This is a genomic window from Methanoculleus sp. UBA303, from assembly GCA_002501655.1.
Taxonomy (GTDB): Archaea; Halobacteriota; Methanomicrobia; order Methanomicrobiales; family Methanoculleaceae; genus Methanoculleus.
The window spans coordinates 13,974-27,464 of record DANY01000043.1 but is presented as its reverse complement, the minus strand read 5'-3'; the positions used below and the strand labels follow the sequence as shown (position 1 = coordinate 27,464).

Sequence of the window (13,491 nt, the reverse complement as noted above, 5' to 3'; positions counted from 1 at the left end):
GTGACCCTCACAAACCTCCCGCCTCTCCGGCCGGGAGTTCGTGCTCGACATCGAACCGGTGCCGGGCCCTGTTGCCGAAGGCGCCCGGGCCTTCGTTAAGAATGAGTCGGGCACATTCGCTGCCGCCCTGCCCCGTATCTGGTTCTTCGAGGGGACGGTCGCCGGGGAACCCGGGAGTTCCGCATCCTTCTCGGTCGGCGGCGGCGTGATCCTCGGGACGGTCCGGTGCGGCACGACGTCGCTCGTCATCGCCCAAGCCGGGACCGTCGAGATCGACGGAGTGCAGAAGATCGTGCATGTCATCTATGATGAGCGGGACATCATCCCGAAGTTCTGGCCTCTGGCGACCGACGCGTAATGCCTGACGGGACCGAGGGCTCTCCGGATGTTACCGGAAGCCGGGTTGCAAGCCTCGTAAAGGGCCTGATTGGTGCTATGAGATCGAGTAGGGCTTAGCGGCGGAGGAAGACCTTAAACACCCGCGACATGGGGGCTCGCCCGGGCATGTATGGTTGCGCCTGATTGCAATATGATAACGAGGGGAGGGCCCCCTGAGGTGCTCCCCCCGAGCGTCCAAACTTTTGGACATATGTCCGATATATTGGACTGTTACCGGCATCGGAGTTCAGGTAGGTTCACCGGAGGACGAGGCTCCCGGTCTCCGCGGCCCTTCCGTCCCCCTCGCTGCAGGAGACGGTCCAGTGGTAGGTGCCCGGCCCCTCCGGGTCCAGGATGACCGTTTTCTCCTCCCTCCGGGAGTCGTTGAGGACTGGCATGTCAAAGAAACGGCGGTCATCCTTATAACCGTCGGGACGTTCCACCTGAAACGCCGCCATCTGCAGAAACACGTCCGCGGTGTCCCGGTAGTCGCATCCCACCACGATATAATACCGCTCGTCGGGATTGTAGGTGTAGGTGTAGGTGCGGGCCGACGCGGAACAGGTAACCCCGCCGGTCTCATTGACCTCCAGGAGCCCGCCGTCGAGATGCGCGCTCCTGAAACCCTGCAGTGCGAAGTCGTCCCGGTCGGCCCCGAGCACCGCGCCGTCGGCTCCGTAGGCCACGGCCGTGAAGGAGTGCGGCCCTGCGACCGGGATCACCGCATGGTCGTTTTCGAGATCCCGGATCAGGACCCCGTCAAAGTAACCGTCAACCCTGGCGACCTCGTCCGGCCGGTCGAGGTGGTATGAAAGCAGGGTTGGCGCATATCCGAAGTGGAACGGAGGTTCTTCGCCGGGTTCGGCTATGCTCCCAAAAGGAATAGCGATGCCGCTCCCGGATGCCGCCGGCGGCACGATCTCCACCCCCTCCCCCATGACCGTCGCGACCGCTTTCGTCCCGGTGGGGCCGTAGGTGACCGCCTGCACGACGTGTGACCCTCCCGGGAGGGTCACCGACCCGGACAGGAGCATCCCGAGGCTGGTGCCGTCGACGATCACCTCAACCAAGGCGTTGTCCGTGGCCGTGAACGTCACCGTCCCGTTCTCGACCCAAAGATTGATCTCAGGCTCGTCGCCGGCCGCATCAAGCCCCACAACCGTCCCGGCGACGACCCGTGCGCACTCGGCGGCGAGGGTGTAGTTGAGCCGCTCCGGCCGGTCTTCGGGGGTATGGGTGATCAGGTGACTGTCCCGCTCGTAGATCCGGAGCGCCGGTATCCCGGCGAGACGGAAAGCGTGCTCGTCTCCCTGTGCCTCGGCCAGCGACTGCGCAGGCGTCTCCCCGAGGCACGCCGACGGCGGGAGCGCATCGAGGATCCACCGGTGCTGAGGGAGCGCCGTCGCCTGCAGCCGGTCTCCGGAGGCGATGCAATCGAGGTTTATCGCGACGACGATCCGGTCGTGGAGGTCCGGGTTGTCGGAGAGCCACCGCCTGCTCCCGTCAAGCCCGGTCTCCTCGCCGCCGAAGGCGATGAAGTAGACCGTCTGGTTCAAGGGGATGTCGTCGAGGAGCCGGGCGACCTCAAGCATCGTCGCGACGCCTGCAGCGTTGTCGTCGGCGCCGGGCGTCTCCGGGCCGGCGGTGTCGTACGGTGTGGCGGTGTCGTAGTGTGCGGATACGACGACGATCCGGTCGGTCGATCCCTCCCTGACGCCGATGATGTTTGAGGAGAGACTGAGCGGCGGGTCAAAGTAACAGTTGGTATATGCAAACCTCGCGGTGTCGACCGAGAGCCCAAGTTCCTCCATCGCACCGGCGATATAGGTCGCCGCCGCCGTTCGCTCTTCCGACCCTTCTGCTCGCTCGAACGTGCAGAGGTCGCGGGTCATCTCCTCGATCCTTGCGGGATCGGCTGTCGGTTCATCGAGAGCGGCCGCCGGTGCGATCCCGGCGAGCACGATCAGGAGCACGGCACCGGCCGTCCGTATTGATAGTTGCTGCATGGTATCGTCTCCCCGGCTGCGCGGAATCCATTACGCGGCCGGTGTCCTGATTAGAGGGTCCGCCGCCGTGTTATAAGTGATCACCGGCTTGATGGGCGATGGTTGGTGTTCATCGTCTCTATGTTCGTAAAAAAGCGAACAATTTATGCGGAGGGAGGCACCATCCCAGATCATGACATTCATGAAGTGGTCCGACGACCTCTCCGTCGGCGTCAAAGAGATCGACGGCCAGCACCAGCGGCTTGTATCGCTCATCAACGACCTCCACGATGCGATGCTTGCAAAACGCGGGAAAGATGTTCTCGGTAAGGTGCTTGCGGATCTTGCCGCCTACACGCAGTATCATTTCTCGGCCGAGGAGCAGTACATGCAGAAGTTCGGCTATGCCGGCCTTGCCGCGCATCGGCGTGAGCACCAGGCCTTTGTCGCGAAGGTCGGCGAGTTTGCGCAGGGGTTCGAGGAAGGCAGGCTCGGCCTCTCGATTCAGGTCATGAACTTCCTCAGCCAGTGGGTGGCGACTCACATCCGGGGGTCGGATACGCGCTACACCGACTGCTTCCATGAGCACGGCCTCTCCTGACCGGCCCGATATGCATGTCCCCGACACAGAAAAGGTATATAGGTCGGGGCGAAAGCCTCACTGTGCGGATGCCGGAGCCGGCCCCCTACAGGGGAGCATGCCTCTCTCTTCCCTCCATGGTCGGCCGCGCAACTCCGGGCATCCGCACCGAGGAATCGTTATGAAACCCATTCTCCCTCCCATTATCCTGCTCTGCTGCTTCATTGCCGCTGCCGGGTGCACCGGCACGGAGCCGGCGGCGGTCACGCCTGAATACGCAGGCACGCTCGATGAGGCCCGCGAGGTCTTCGGCCCCGACATTCCCGTGCCGTCCTACCTCCCTGAAGGCTACGTCTTTGCAAACGCCACCTGCTCTTCTGACGGCAGCGTCACGCTCATCTACACCAGCACCGCCGGCGACCTCCGAGTCACAAGGCTCTCGTCCCCGGACGCCCCGTGCCCCGGCCCGACGGTCGCCGGGAACGAGAAACGGATCGTCCAGGGCGACGGCATCGAGGGCCGGTTGGTCTACGAGGGTGACGATCCCTCGGATGGCTCTCTCTGGTTGCTCCGGTGGAACTGGAACGATGCCTCCTTCTGCATGACGGGGCGACTCCCCGCAGGTGAGATAACGAAGGTCGCCGCATCGATCGGCGAGTGATGACCGGAGCGGCCGCGGCCCTGCCGGGGCGGGGATCCTATCTCTGCCGTTCGGCACGGCCCGGGTTCCGGGCTCTTGACGGCTGCTTTTTGGTATCAAATCGAACTAACAGACCCGATATGTAGACGCGTGCCGCAGAAAAGGTATATAGAAGTACGTTGACTTCTCATGCGTGGATACCGAAATCGGTATCCTGAGATGCGCGGGGGGCGCCCATCCCCAGGTCTGACGTCCCGGATGACGCACCCTGGATACCGAGGAAGTTAGTACGCACTTGCGGATACGGTCCTTTCTTCCTCTGTTTGTGTAGCGAACAATGGAGGTAACAGAAGAATGAAGGCGGGCTTTGGGTTCCCACTGTTTTTGGCAGCACTGATACTATTTGTGCTAGTATCTGCTGGTACGGTTTCTGCAACACCGATCGGTCCTGGTACGCCAGTGGTTGAAGAAACGCCTGTAGAGGAGATCTCTCAGGCTGACATTCAGGCTGGTGTCGAGTACCTGAATGCGCATGATCTTGTTCTTCGCAGGTATGGGGCACTACCCGTCCTCAAAGACGCGGAGATGCGGCGCACCTAGATGGCCTCGATAAGTTTGTGGCCGATGCCAGGTGCGATATCAAGCCTTGGTACTATCCTGACGGTCCGATTCACGGTTTCGGTTATGATATTGAAGGTTACGTGTTCGTCTCCATCGCTGAAAACCGGACGATGGATCCCGAAGCGATGGATAACCTGTACGGGACACTCGAGAGCCGGGGAAGGGCGATGGGTATCAGCAACCTTCCGGTCAAGTTCATCTCATCCCCGCTCTTTGAACTCGATAACTATCCCCCCGAGAGCCGTTCTAGTCGCTGTAGACCGATCATTGGTGGACTGATGCTACGAACAAGCCTTACTGAGGGAACCGCAGCCGCGGCCGAGGTCTTCCGGCTCACCGATACTCCCGAGTTGGACGGTTTTCCGTACTGGTCCCCCGACGGGCGGGCAATCGCAGTGAGCGATGGAGACGACATCTTCGTGGCGGCCCCGGACGACCCGGCTGTCGCCGCGCCGGGTTTCGGTGCTCTCTCTGCAGCAGCGGCGCTCTCCTGCGGGGTGCTCGCAATCCGGGTCGGGAGGCCCTCCCCGGCCACTCCGGGGGACTGAACGACCGCGGTCCCGCCGGGAGGATCTGATCTCCGCCGTTCGGCTCGGCCCCGGGCTCTTGCCGACTGTTTTTCGGTAGCGAAGCGATCGGACAGACCCGACGTGTAGACGCGTGTCACAGAAAAGGGATATAGCAGTACGTTGAGTTCTCATGCGTGGATACTGTTGACAGTGAATCTACCGGTGGCTGTACCAATGTAATTAAATCGAGGTCTTAATATGGCACTAAAAAAGGTTGGTGTGCTTGTCTGTCTCGCTCTCGCGATCATAGCCGGGTGCGCATGGGTTCTTGGTCCGTGCCAGACCCCGGCGAATCCTCTTCCCGCCGTGGCGGGCGCAGGTGAAGAGAAGTACTCTCTCACTGCCGAGTTCCCAGAGGTGCGTGACTCATATACGCTCTACCGGGTAGTCCCTGCCGCCATCACGGAAGAGCAGGTCCGGAAGATTGCAGAACAATTCGGGCTCTCGGGAGAACCGAAAGCGGCCAGCGAGGCGACTGGTGAGTTCCTCCTCATCGATGCCTCGAAGGACCCGGAGGAGCAGGTATCGGTGTATGCACATTCCGGCTCCGTGGCCTACCACATCCTTGACAAAGAGTTCCCGACCGAAGTGACCCGGCAGCCAGCCCTTCCCGCGGACGCGGAGGCAGAGAAGATTGCTCTTGCATTCCTTGAGAAGACCGGCATGCAGTCGCCGGATGCCCGGGTTGTGAAGACCGAGGTGAACCAGAAGCAGGAGGTCTGGAAAGCAGGCGGGAGCGAACCGGAGGTGTCGTACGATGTGACGAAAGCGGTCCGGTTCGGCCGGTCGTTCGACGGGCAGCCGGTCTATGGCGACGAATTTGCGGTGATCCTGGGTGACGGCGGCGAGGTCGTCGGGCTCGTGAAGACCTGGCGTGAGGTGACGCCGGACGGGAATGTCAGCCTCCGATCCCCCAAGGAGGCATATGAGGATCTTCGCGCAGCAAGGACCGTCCGCCCTCACGTGGGTGGGGAGTATGATCAGATCACGATTGAGAATGTCACGATCGGTTACTGGATGGAGCCGAGAGGTGTCGTGCAGGATCTGGTCCGGCCGGTGTATGCGTTTTCCGGAATCGCGGTCCGGGGCGGTGCTCCTGAACCGTATATCGAATACGTCTTTGCTGATGCAGGGGAGTGATTCGGGAGATGATGAACAGCATCAAAGTGCGGCTGCCTGGCCTGCTGCTGGCATCAGTGCTCATCGGGGCGTTCTTCATCCCGGTGGTCTCTGCCGGTGGGGAGAACACAAACTGGCTTGATACCTTCGACGAGTGGGTCACACCCCGGGATATGTCGATGTACAACAAACCGATAGTTACGGAAAAACCGGTGCGCCCGGGCCCAGAACTGGCCGAGAAGTACCCCGGCCTGATCCTGCTCGGGGAGAACGTGACGTTCCCCGAATGTGAGTCTGTGACGGTATCGGGCCTGCCGTCCGGCCCAACGGCGCAGGTGGTCGTGACCGACTCAGGCTACTTCACCCCGGTCCCGCCGGCCGGCAAGGTGAACCTCACAAACCTCCCGCCCCTCCGGAAGTACGACCTCATGACCGCCGATCCGGGGGCATTCATCGCAGACGCGGGTTCGGGGAGCCAGGTAGCGCTCCGCCTCCGTGGTCAAGAGTTCGTGCTCGACCTTGAACCGGTGCTGGGTCCCGTCGCAGAAGGCGCCCGGGCCTTCGTTAAGAACGAGTCGGGCACGTTTGCCGTCGCCCTCCCCCGCATCTGGTTCTTCGAGGGGACGGTCGCCGGGAGCCCGGAGAGTTCCGCATCTTTCACGGTCGGCGGCGACGTGATCCTCGGGACGATCAAGAGTAATACGATGTCGCTCGTTATCGCCCAGGCAGGGACCGTCGAGATCGGCGGGGAGCAGAGAATCGTGCATGTCATCTACGATGAGCGGGACGTCATCCCGAAATTCTGGCCTCTGGCGACCGATCGCTGCGTGCTGTCGGATGGGGCCGAGGGTTCTCCGGATGTTACCGGGAGCCGGGTTGCAAGCTTTTCAAAGAGCCTGATCGACGCTATGAGGCCGGGAAGAGCCCGATGACTGAGTGGGCGCTGGTGCGGGGGTACCGACCGGCCCCTGGGTAGCCGGTTCAGTTGAGGACGAGGCTCCCGGTCTCCGCAGCCCTGCGGTCGCCCTCGCTGCAGGAGATGGTCCAGCGATAGACTCCGGGCCCCTCCGGTTCCAGCCAGAAACCGATCTCCTGTCGTTGGGTGTCGTTGAGGACCGGCACATCAAAGAAGCGGCGTTCACACTTCCGGCCGCCGGGGCCGTCCACCCGGAACTCCGCCGTCTGCAGGAATACATCCGCAGTGTCCCGGTAGTCGCACCCCCCCACGATATCGTAGATCTCACCGGGAGTGTAGTTGTAGGTGTAGGTGCGGGCCGACGCGGAGCAGGTAACCCCGCCGGTCTCATCGACCCGCAGGAGCCCGCCGTCGAGGTTAACCATCCCGAACTGCTGGAGGAAGAAGTCGGTCCGGTCGGTCCCGAGGACCGAGCCGTCGGCTCCGTAGGCCACGACTGTGAAGGAGTGCGGCCCCCGGACTGGGATCACCCCCTGGCCGTTATTGAGATCCCGGATCAGGACCCCGTCAAAGTAACCGTCGACACGGGCGACCTCTTCCGGGCGGTCGAGGCGGTAGGAGAGCGGGACGGCCGCAAAGGTGAGGTGGATCATTGGGTCTTCGCCAGGGTCAGCTCCCCAGGGGATGGTGACGGCGCTCCCCGATACCGTCGGCGGCACGATCTCTACCCCCTCCCCCATGACCGTCGCAACCGCTTTCGCCCCGGTGGGGCCGTAGGTGGCTGCCTGCACAACGTGCGGACCTTTCGGGAGGGTGACCGACCCCGACGGGAGCACCCCGAGGCTGGTGCCGTCGACGATCACCTCGATCGGTGCGTCATTCAGAGTTGTGAAGATGACTGTCCCGTTCTCGACCGAAAGGTCGATTCCCGGCCCGTCACCGCCCGCGTCAAGCCCCACAACCGTCCCGGTGACGATCTCTGCACACTCTGCGGCAAGGGTGTAGTTGAGCCGCTCCGGCCGGTCGTCGGGGGTATGGATGATTGCATGACTGTCGCGCTCGTAGAGCCGGATCGTCGGTATCCCGGCGGCACGGAAGGCATGTTCGTCCCCCCGTGCAGCGTCAAGCAGCCGGGCCGGCGTCTCCTCGATGCACGCCGACGGCGGGAGCGCGTCAAGGATCCACCGGTGCTGGGGGAGCACCGTGGCCAGCAGACGGTCCCCGGATGCCACGCAGTCGAGGTTGATCGCGACGACGATCCGGTCGTGGAGGTCCGGGTTGTCGGAGAGCCACCGCCTGCTCCCGTCAAGCCCGGTCTCCTCGCCGCCGAAGGCGATGAAATAGACCGTCCGGTTCAGGGGGGTGGCGTTGAGGATCCGGGCGACTTCGAGCATCGTCGCCACGCCCGCAGCGTTGTCGTCGGCGCCGGGCGTTTCCGGGACGGCAGTGTCGTAGTGCGCAGAGATGACGACGATCCGGTCGGTCGCCCCCTTCCTGACGCCGATGATGTTTGAGGAGAGGGCAAGCGGCGGGTCGAAGTAACAGTTGGCATACGCAAACCTCGCGGTGTTGACCGAGAGCCCGCGCTCTTCCATCGCGGTGGTGATATAGGCCGCGGCCGCCGTCCGCTCTTCCGACCCCAACGCCCGCTCGAACGTGCAGAGGTCGCGGGTCATCTCCTCGATCCGTGCAGGATCGGCCGTGTGATCGTCGAGTGCGGCCGCTGGCGCGATCCCGGCGATCACGATCAGAAGCACGGCGGCGACCGCCCGTATCGATAGTTGTTGCATGGTTCTCTTTCCCGGGTATCCTGATTGGAGGGTTCGCCGTCACGATATAAGCGATCTCCGGTCCCCCGGACGGCAGCATCGCCGTGACCGTCTCCCCCCGCTTCCCCTGCACGCTGAATGACAATCCTTAAGGCGGATCTTACGAGAGATACTACTTAAATGCTCGATCAGTTCAAGGGCTGTCTTCTCGGGGCCGCCATCGGGGATGCGCTCGGCATGGCGCGGGAGAGCACCCCGCCCGACTTCCAGCGCCTCCATGAGGGATACCGCCGGGCGTGGCGGGGACACCCGAACGCCGGGTTAAAACCCGGGCAGTTCACCGACGATACCCAGATGATGCTTCTTGTCGCCGGGCTGCTCACCGACGGCACCTACTCGGAGCAGGGGTATGCGGCCGCCCTTGCCCGGATGTACATGAACGACGAGCTCCGGTTTCCCGATGGCGCCGTGGACGCCGCGTGCCGGCACCTCCTTCTCTCCGGGAAGAAGCCGGGTGGGGTCGCCTCCAACACCGCCGGTTGCATCAGCATCTCCATCCCGTTCGCGCTCGCCTACGGCGACCCGGTCGATGTGACCGAACGGGTGGTCCAGGCCTGCAGCATCACCCATACCCACCCGGCGGCGCACGCCGGTGCGGTCACCGTCGCGATGCTCGTCCACTACGCCGTCCGCGGCCGATCCGACGCACTCTCCCTCGCCGAGAAGCACGCGAGCCTCGAAGACGTTGCCCTCGGCAACAAGATCCACGACGCCGTCCGCCTTGCAAACGAAGGTATCAGCCTAGAGAGCGCCCTTTCTGTTATCGGGAACGACGTAACCGTCTACCAGACTGTCCCACTCGCATTCTTCCTGATTTATCGCATCAAAGACGTCACAAGTCTCCTCACCGTTGCTGCGCACGTCGGCGGGAACACCGACACCATCGCGTTCATCTGCGGCGCCTACGCGGGTGCGGTCTACGGGAAAACCGCGCTGCCAGGGGATCTCCTCGAAGGACTCGAAGGAAAGGATGAGATCGAGTCGATGGCGGCCCGGCTCTACGAACGATACACCACAAAGCCTTAAGATTCTATAAAAGACACATCTTCCTTATGGAAATTGCGATCATCGGTGCATCCGGATACACCGGCGGCGAGTTGATGCGGCTCCTGCTGCACCACTCGTCCGCGGATGTCGTCGCTGCGACATCCCGAAAGTTGGATGGGGTCAGTGTCGCCTCAATCCACCCCCACCTCCGGGGGCTGACCGATCTTGTGTTCCGGAATACCGAAGCCGGCGATATCGATGCCGACTTTGCCTTCCTCGCCGTACCGCACACTGCGGCGATGAAGGTGGCCGGGACACTGGTGGAGCGGGGAATCAAGACCGTCGACCTCTCGGCCGACTACCGGCTCGCGAAGGATGTCTACGAAAAGACCTACGGCGTGTCCCACGAGGCCTACTTCAAGGTCCCCTACGGCCTCACCGAACTCCACCGGGACGAGATCAGGGGCGCGTCCTTCGTCGCGAACCCGGGATGCTTCCCGACCGGGGCGACGCTCGCGGCGGCACCGCTCGCCAAATACGCCCACACCATCATCTACGACTCAAAGACCGGGGTCTCAGGGGCCGGAAATTCGCCCTCCGCGACCACGCATTACCCGAACGTCGGCGACAACTTCAGCGCCTACAAGTGGACGAACCACCGCCACCTTGCGGAGATGAAGCAGGAAGCTGCCCGGCTCGGCTCGGACGCCCGGTGCTACTTCACGCCGCACCTCCTCCCGGTGAACCGGGGGATCCTCACGACGGCCCACATCCTCCTCCGCGAGCCGATGGAGCAGAAAGAGGCCGAGGCTCTCTACCGGAAGTTCTACGAGAACGAGTTCTTCGTCCGCTACCAGAAGCCGAGCCTTGCCGCCGTGCGGGGAACCAACTTCTGCGACGTGGCGGTGGAGAGCGAGGGCGACCGGGTCGTTGCGGTCTCGGCGATCGACAACCTGGTCAAGGGCGCAAGCGGCCAGGCGATCCAGAACATGAACCTGATGTGCGGGTTCGCCGAGAACGACGGTCTCCGCAGCGCGGGGATGCTCCCCTGAGGTGACAGTGGTGCTGGTCAGGGATGTTATGACACCGGACCCCGTGACCGTCCGGGTCGACTCACCGGTGCGTGAGGCGGCAGGGCTGCTCCGGAAGTACCATATCGGCGGGCTTCCCGTTATGGAGGGTGAGCGGGTGGCGGGAATCGTCACCGAGACCGATATCATATCGCTTCTCGATACCGGCGACCTCTCGAGCGACCTCTGGCTCCCGTCGCCGCTTGAGGTTATCGAGGTCCCGGTCAGGGAGTTCATCAACTGGGAGAAGACGAAGCGGGCGCTTGCTGATATCAGCGATATGGAAGTGCGGCAGGTGATGAGCAGCCCGGTCTTCACCATCGACGAGGAGTCGGATCTCACCGATGCAGCCTCTCTGATGCTCCGTGAGAGGATAGCGCGCCTCCCGGTGCTCCGAGACGGAAGACTGGTCGGGATCGTCACCCGGGCCGATATCGTCAGGGGCATCGGGGCACCTGTCGAGGAGGAAGAAGCATGAAGAGTATCTGTGCAGTAGGAGGCGTCAGTGCCTCGGGGATCAAGGAAGGAAAGTTCGGGCTTGCGCTGATCCGTGCGAGCGGGACAGCGGCTGGCGTTTTCACCTCAAATAAAATGCGGGCGGCCCCGGTCGATGTGATGATGGACCGGATGCGCAAAGGAACGCTCGACGCTGTCGTCGTGAACAGCGGGTGTGCGAACGCCTACACCGGCGAGCGGGGATACCGCGACGCGGTGGAGATGTGCGCCGTCGCTGCCGCCCCGCTCGGGCTCGAGCCGGAGTCAGTCGGTGTCGCGAGCACCGGTGTGATCGGCCGCTACCTCGACCTCCCGCTCATCAGGGACCAGTGTGAGCGGGCGGCCCCGCACCTTGCCCGGAACGGCGACGCCGAGGACGCAGCGGCCCGGGCGATAATGACCACCGACACCTTCCCGAAGCATGCCCTCGTCGAGACGGAGTCATTCTCTGTCGGCGGGATCACCAAGGGGAGCGGGATGATCGCCCCGAACATGGGGACGATGCTCGCGTTCCTCTACACCGATGCGGAGGTCGAGGCCCCGGTCCTCCACGATATCCTCCGGCAGGCGACCCGGCGGTCGTTCAACCGGGTCGTGGTCGACGGGGATACGAGCACGAACGACGTGGCCCTCTGCACTGCGACCGGCGCCGCGGGCCGGGTGGACCGCGAAGAACTTGCGAGAGCCGTCGAGGCCGTCTGCCGCAACCTTGCGGTCCAGATCGCCCGCGACGGCGAGGGAGCGACGAAGCTTCTCGCGGTCACAGTCCGGGGCGCCGTCGACGAGGATGAGGCCGCCGCCGTGGCGCGGACGATCGTCGCCTCCCCGCTTGTCAAGACCGCCATCTACGGCGAGGACCCGAACTGGGGCCGGGTGGTTGCGGCCGCAGGCCGGTCGGGCGCCGAGTTCGACCCCTACGCGGTCTCACTCTCTGTGGGCGAGGGGGCCGGGCGGACGCCACTCGTCATCCGCGGCGAGATCGTCGCCGACCTCGGAGCGGCGAAGGCCGCGATGCGCGGTGGTACCGTCGCATTCGACCTTGACCTCGCTACGGGTGATGGGAAGGCGACGGCGTGGGGATGCGACCTCACCGAGAAATACGTCGAGATCAACGGGAAGTATACGACATGAAACGAGAAGATGTGCTGATGGAGGCACTCCCCTATATCCAGAAGTTTCACGGCAAGACGATCGTGATCAAACTCGGCGGCCATGCGATGGTCGACCAGGGCATCCTCGAGACGGTGATACGAGATGCCGTCCTCCTCCGCTACGTGGGGATGAAGGTCGTCCTGGTGCACGGCGGGGGCCCCGAGATCACCGCAAAGATGCAGGCGATGGGCAAAGAGCCGAAGTTCGTCGGTGGACTGCGAATTACGGATCTCGAGACCCTGGAGATCGCCCAGATGGTCCTTGTCGGGAAGATCAACGATGGGATCGTCTCCCTCATAGCGAACTGCGGCACCCGGGCAGTCGGGATCTCCGGCAACGACGGCAACCTCCTCATAGCCCGGAAGATGGATCCCCAGCGGGTGAAGGTGGGGGATGTCGTCCAGGAGGTGGATCTCGGCCGGGTCGGCGAGATCGAGGAAGTCGACCCCGAGGTGCTCCACTGCCTCCTCGCCCAGGGCTACATCCCGGTGGTGGCGCCGATGGCTCTCGACCGGCAGGGCGGCAGCCTGAACATCAACGCCGATACCGCGGCAGCCGAGATCGCTATCGCTCTCGGGGCGTTTAAGTTGATCAACCTGACAGACGTCGACGGGGTGATGAACGCCGACCGGACCCAGGTCTACCATCGCCTCGCGCTCTCCGAGGCTGAGGGGATGATCGGCGACGGGACGATAGCCGGCGGTATGATCCCGAAACTTGAAGGGTGTATGAAGGCGGTCAGGAGCGGTGTCGTGAGCGCCCATGTCGTGAACGGTAACCGGGAGCACAACCTGCTCCTCGAGCTCTTCACCGACGAGGGCGTCGGCACGATGCTCTCTTTATAACCCTTTTTCAGGGTAGGTTGCCGTCCCCACTGCACTCCCGCTGCCGCTCTTCGTTCATATCGATCAGGATTTCAAAGATGTTCCGGACGGCGACCGGGTCGATACGGCTCTCGACGGCGTGGGTGAAGACCCGGTCGAGGACCGCCTTCCGCTGCGGTCCATCACGGATGGGGAGGCCGTCCTCCTGCTTGAGGCGGGCGATCCTCGCCGCAAGTCTCTGCCGTTCTGCAATCAGATCGATGATCCTCTCGTCGATCTCGCGGATCTCGTTCCTGACGGCATCAAGGGACATACTCCATAGTTGC

General features: G+C 63.3%; 15 protein-coding genes. 12 read left to right on the top strand and 3 right to left on the bottom strand.

Translation table 11 applies throughout. The annotated features are described in order from the left end of the window. Positions 1 to 40 precede the first annotated feature (40 nt). Complete coding sequence (locus BP846_RS10810) at positions 41 to 358, top strand: hypothetical protein (protein WP_349680780.1); 318 nt, start codon at positions 41 to 43, stop codon at positions 356 to 358. 277 nt (positions 359 to 635) lie between these two features. Here BP846_RS10810 and BP846_RS10805 read toward each other — a convergent pair whose 3' ends face one another. Then, the gene (locus BP846_RS10805) at positions 636 to 2,384 is read right to left on the bottom strand and encodes a M28 family metallopeptidase (protein ID WP_292395269.1); all 1,749 of its coding nucleotides are present in this window, start codon (positions 2,382 to 2,384) and stop codon (positions 636 to 638) included. Between the two features lie 172 nt (positions 2,385 to 2,556). On the opposite strand from BP846_RS10805, the gene BP846_RS10800 reads away from it, so the two are divergent. The 6 genes from BP846_RS10800 to BP846_RS10775 all read left to right on the top strand — a co-directional run bounded on the left by BP846_RS10800 (position 2,557) and on the right by BP846_RS10775 (position 6,824). Next, a complete protein-coding gene (locus tag BP846_RS10800) occupies positions 2,557 to 2,964 on the top strand; it encodes a bacteriohemerythrin (RefSeq protein WP_292395267.1) in 408 nt (135 codons plus the stop codon). A gap of 160 nt (positions 2,965 to 3,124) precedes the next feature. Further along, positions 3,125 to 3,604: a hypothetical protein gene (locus BP846_RS10795; protein ID WP_292395265.1), complete on the top strand. Its 480-nt coding sequence runs from the start codon at positions 3,125 to 3,127 to the stop codon at positions 3,602 to 3,604. Positions 3,605 to 3,937: 333 nt separating this feature from the next. After that, positions 3,938 to 4,183 carry a hypothetical protein gene (locus BP846_RS10790; RefSeq protein ID WP_292395263.1) on the top strand — a complete coding sequence of 82 codons (246 nt, stop codon included), beginning with the start codon at positions 3,938 to 3,940 and terminating at the stop codon, positions 4,181 to 4,183. Positions 4,184 to 4,284: 101 nt separating this feature from the next. Then, a complete protein-coding gene (locus tag BP846_RS10785) occupies positions 4,285 to 4,752 on the top strand; it encodes a hypothetical protein (RefSeq protein WP_292395261.1) in 468 nt (155 codons plus the stop codon). Positions 4,753 to 4,971: 219 nt separating this feature from the next. After that, positions 4,972 to 5,913, top strand: coding sequence for a calcium-dependent protein kinase (locus BP846_RS10780; RefSeq protein WP_292395259.1), 942 nt, complete (start codon positions 4,972 to 4,974; stop codon positions 5,911 to 5,913). An 8-nt stretch (positions 5,914 to 5,921) separates the two neighbouring features. Next, entirely contained in the window at positions 5,922 to 6,824 is a 903-nt protein-coding gene (locus tag BP846_RS10775; protein WP_292395257.1) for a hypothetical protein, read from the top strand. Between the two features lie 49 nt (positions 6,825 to 6,873). Here BP846_RS10775 and BP846_RS10770 read toward each other — a convergent pair whose 3' ends face one another. Beyond that, positions 6,874 to 8,598 carry a M28 family metallopeptidase gene (locus BP846_RS10770; protein WP_292395255.1) on the bottom strand — a complete coding sequence of 575 codons (1,725 nt, stop codon included), beginning with the start codon at positions 8,596 to 8,598 and terminating at the stop codon, positions 6,874 to 6,876. A gap of 159 nt (positions 8,599 to 8,757) precedes the next feature. On the opposite strand from BP846_RS10770, the gene BP846_RS10765 reads away from it, so the two are divergent. The 5 genes from BP846_RS10765 to argB are packed head-to-tail and all read left to right on the top strand — an operon-like array spanning position 8,758 to position 13,186. Next, positions 8,758 to 9,663 carry an ADP-ribosylglycohydrolase family protein gene (locus BP846_RS10765; RefSeq protein ID WP_292395253.1) on the top strand — a complete coding sequence of 302 codons (906 nt, stop codon included), beginning with the start codon at positions 8,758 to 8,760 and terminating at the stop codon, positions 9,661 to 9,663. Positions 9,664 to 9,689: 26 nt separating this feature from the next. Beyond that, positions 9,690 to 10,676 (top strand): N-acetyl-gamma-glutamyl-phosphate reductase, encoded by a 987-nt coding sequence (argC, locus tag BP846_RS10760; RefSeq protein WP_292395251.1) that lies wholly within the window; start codon positions 9,690 to 9,692, stop codon positions 10,674 to 10,676. Between the two features lie 10 nt (positions 10,677 to 10,686). Further along, positions 10,687 to 11,172, top strand: coding sequence for a CBS domain-containing protein (locus tag BP846_RS10755; RefSeq protein WP_292395249.1), 486 nt, complete (start codon positions 10,687 to 10,689; stop codon positions 11,170 to 11,172). After that, positions 11,169 to 12,320: a bifunctional ornithine acetyltransferase/N-acetylglutamate synthase gene (argJ, locus tag BP846_RS10750; protein WP_292395247.1), complete on the top strand. Its 1,152-nt coding sequence runs from the start codon at positions 11,169 to 11,171 to the stop codon at positions 12,318 to 12,320. The genes BP846_RS10755 and argJ overlap by 4 nt, the downstream gene beginning before the upstream one ends. Then, positions 12,317 to 13,186, top strand: coding sequence for an acetylglutamate kinase (argB, locus tag BP846_RS10745; RefSeq protein ID WP_292395246.1), 870 nt, complete (start codon positions 12,317 to 12,319; stop codon positions 13,184 to 13,186). Before argJ ends, argB begins: the two co-directional genes overlap by 4 nt. Before the next feature lie 7 nt (positions 13,187 to 13,193). Here argB and BP846_RS10740 read toward each other — a convergent pair whose 3' ends face one another. Then, entirely contained in the window at positions 13,194 to 13,478 is a 285-nt protein-coding gene (locus tag BP846_RS10740; protein ID WP_292395244.1) for a chorismate mutase, read from the bottom strand. Positions 13,479 to 13,491: the final 13 nt, after the last annotated feature.

Excerpts from the sequence above, each read along its gene's own strand:
- argB (WP_292395246.1), top strand. The coding sequence starts at position 12,317 with ATGAAACGAGAAGATGTGCTGATGGAGGCACTCCCCTATATCCAGAAG.
- argJ (WP_292395247.1), top strand. The coding sequence starts at position 11,169 with ATGAAGAGTATCTGTGCAGTAGGAGGCGTCAGTGCCTCGGGGATCAAG.
- BP846_RS10800 (WP_292395267.1), top strand. The coding sequence starts at position 2,557 with ATGACATTCATGAAGTGGTCCGACGACCTCTCCGTCGGCGTCAAAGAG.
- BP846_RS10765 (WP_292395253.1), top strand. The coding sequence starts at position 8,758 with ATGCTCGATCAGTTCAAGGGCTGTCTTCTCGGGGCCGCCATCGGGGAT.
- BP846_RS10775 (WP_292395257.1), top strand. The coding sequence starts at position 5,922 with ATGATGAACAGCATCAAAGTGCGGCTGCCTGGCCTGCTGCTGGCATCA.
- BP846_RS10770 (WP_292395255.1), bottom strand. The coding sequence starts at position 8,598 with ATGCAACAACTATCGATACGGGCGGTCGCCGCCGTGCTTCTGATCGTG.
- BP846_RS10780 (WP_292395259.1), top strand. The coding sequence starts at position 4,972 with ATGGCACTAAAAAAGGTTGGTGTGCTTGTCTGTCTCGCTCTCGCGATC.
- argC (WP_292395251.1), top strand. The coding sequence starts at position 9,690 with ATGGAAATTGCGATCATCGGTGCATCCGGATACACCGGCGGCGAGTTG.
- BP846_RS10805 (WP_292395269.1), bottom strand. The coding sequence starts at position 2,384 with ATGCAGCAACTATCAATACGGACGGCCGGTGCCGTGCTCCTGATCGTG.
- BP846_RS10795 (WP_292395265.1), top strand. The coding sequence starts at position 3,125 with ATGAAACCCATTCTCCCTCCCATTATCCTGCTCTGCTGCTTCATTGCC.
- BP846_RS10790 (WP_292395263.1), top strand. The coding sequence starts at position 3,938 with ATGAAGGCGGGCTTTGGGTTCCCACTGTTTTTGGCAGCACTGATACTA.
- BP846_RS10740 (WP_292395244.1), bottom strand. The coding sequence starts at position 13,478 with ATGTCCCTTGATGCCGTCAGGAACGAGATCCGCGAGATCGACGAGAGG.